Origin of the sequence: Candidatus Ruminimicrobium bovinum, assembly GCF_902760015.1 — a bacterium.
Lineage (GTDB): Bacteria > Elusimicrobiota > Endomicrobiia > Endomicrobiales > Endomicrobiaceae > Ruminimicrobium > Ruminimicrobium bovinum.
The window spans coordinates 1-2211 of record NZ_CACWEU010000011.1 but is presented as its reverse complement, the minus strand read 5'-3'; the positions used below and the strand labels follow the sequence as shown (position 1 = coordinate 2211).

At 34.0% G+C, this 2211-nt stretch carries 2 protein-coding genes and 1 pseudogene; 2 read left to right on the top strand and 1 reads right to left on the bottom strand.

What is annotated here, in order from left to right; genetic code table 11:
- Positions 1 to 1026: OmpP1/FadL family transporter (locus tag ACMUOV_RS00315; RefSeq protein ID WP_413852663.1), on the top strand; the 1026-nt coding region annotated here is incomplete at its 5' end.
- Between the two features lie 103 nt (positions 1027 to 1129).
- On the opposite strand, the gene ACMUOV_RS00310 is transcribed toward ACMUOV_RS00315, so the two are convergent.
- Positions 1130 to 1804: an MIP family channel protein gene (locus ACMUOV_RS00310; RefSeq protein WP_413852661.1), complete on the bottom strand. Its 675-nt coding sequence runs from the start codon at positions 1802 to 1804 to the stop codon at positions 1130 to 1132.
- A 121-nt stretch (positions 1805 to 1925) separates the two neighbouring features.
- Between ACMUOV_RS00310 and ACMUOV_RS00305 the strand changes: the two are divergent.
- Positions 1926 to 2211 (top strand): annotated as a pseudogene (locus ACMUOV_RS00305) (diphosphate--fructose-6-phosphate 1-phosphotransferase); the annotation flags it as partial.

Sequence of the window (2211 nt, the reverse complement as noted above, 5' to 3'; positions counted from 1 at the left end):
GCAGGTGGTTTTGGGACCGCATTTGTTGCGATTGCAGATGATTTAACGGCAATTTATTATAACCCTGCAGGGCTTGCATACCAAAAAGATACTCAGGTTATGGCATCTCTTTTTTATATCAGTTATCCCGTAACCTCCGATAAAAAAGATCCCAAGTATATGAGTGATAAATATTCAACAAGTGCTGTTGTTCCTTTTGTAGGTTTTTCTACAAAATTTTATTACGACAGCATCATTGCCGCAGGTGTTTATGTTCTCGGCGGAGGCGGGGGAACAGTTGAAGGGTTGCCTTCAGGTTGTAAAATAGAAGGGCAAATAAGTTATATGGTTTATAACATATCTTTGGCAAAACAAATTAACGAAAAATTTTCAGTAGGTATAGGTTTTGATGCAATTCAATTTCAAGACAAATTAGTAGCGAAAGTTCCTCCTTATGGTATAGATATTGATTACAATAGAAGTGCTTTCGGCTTTCAAGGAAATATCGGTATTATGTATAAACCTGTAAAAAAACTTTCAACGGCTTTTGTTTTAAGAAGCGGAACTTATGTGGATGTTCCCAATGAACCTGATTCTTCAAACCCGGCATTTAAAGAAACAGTATGTTATCCTTTAACCTGGGAATTAGGTTTTGCTTATGATTTGTTTGAACCGTTTACCATAGCGGCATCAATTTCACAAAACAAAAATTCTTGGACATCCGTTGCATACCGGGATATAATGCAATATAGAGTCGGAACCGAATATAGAGCAACAGAAAAATTGGCTTTACACTTAGGTTTCTTTTCGGATCCGAACTTGATTAGAGATGAATACAAAAATGATCCTGCAAGAGGATACAATTTAACAAACCTTGATATGTATAATATGAAATATGTAACGGCAGGTATCGAGTATAAATTTACAAATGCATTAAAATTAGCTTTTTCTTTTACACATTCTTTTACAAATCCTGTTTCGTATAACGGCATAACTTATAAATATGAAGTTAATTTAGGCAGACTTGATATAGGATATAAGTTTTAACAAAATAAAATACAAAATAAAAAACTCCTTCAAAATAAATTGAAGGAGTTTTTTATTTTCAACTTTTAGAATTAAACTTTAAGACAACATTTTTTAAAAATTTTTATTTATTTTCTTTTAAAACTGCTTTGTAGAAAACCCCTGCCAAAGCTCCGCCTATTGCAGGTGCAATTATAAATACCCAAACTTGTGCCAAAGCTTGTCCGCCTTGAAACAATGCAGGTCCGAAAGATCTTGCAGGATTAACCGATGTCCCGGTAAAAGGAATACCGATTAAATGAATAACAACAAGTGTTAAACCTATAACCAAACCTGCAACCGAAGCATTTTTTTCTTTGTCGGTAACACCGAGTATTGCCAAAACAAAAGCAAATGTTAATATTATTTCAACAATTATTGCCATACCTGCAGTAACTGTTGTTCCGTTAGCTAATACACCGCCAAAACCGTTAGCACCTAAAGCGGAAAAATTACCTAAACAAATTCCTAATAATATTGCACCGCAAATTGCTCCCAAAAATTGAGAAATAATGTATTTTACACATTCTGCAACCGTCATTTTTCCTGCAACACATACGCCGACAGAAACGGCCGGGTTTACATGACAACCGGAAACATTGCCTATTGAATAAGCCATAGCTACGATAGTTAAACCGAAAGCCAAAGCCGTTGCAATGTATCCTGCTTCCGGAAATTTACAACCTGATACTGCAGCAACACCGCAAGCAATAAAAACTAAAAAAAGTGTTCCCGTAAATTCTGCAACATACTTTTTCATTTACATATCTCCTTTTTAAAATTTTAGTCATTATATAATTTTGAAAAAATTTTATCAAAGTTATATAATAAAAAGATAATTTATATTTTGTAATATTTTAAATTCTTTTGGGGGAAAGTTTATGGCACAAAAAAATCAAATTTCTCAGTTACATCAGGAAAGATTAAATTTCAAACCCGTTTTACCTAATGTTTTAAAAAAAGGTGTTGCAAATGTAAAACCAGTTTTAGGTAAAGCAACAAAATCAGTTGCGGATTGTGCTAAAATAAAAGCAATTTTTGAAAAAACTTACGGTATGCCGGTGGTAAGTTTTCAAGCAGGAAAAAACAGTGCGGTTTCCAAAAAAACAGTTACCGTCGGTGTTGTTCTTTCAGGCGGACAAGCTCCCGGGGGACATAACGTTATAT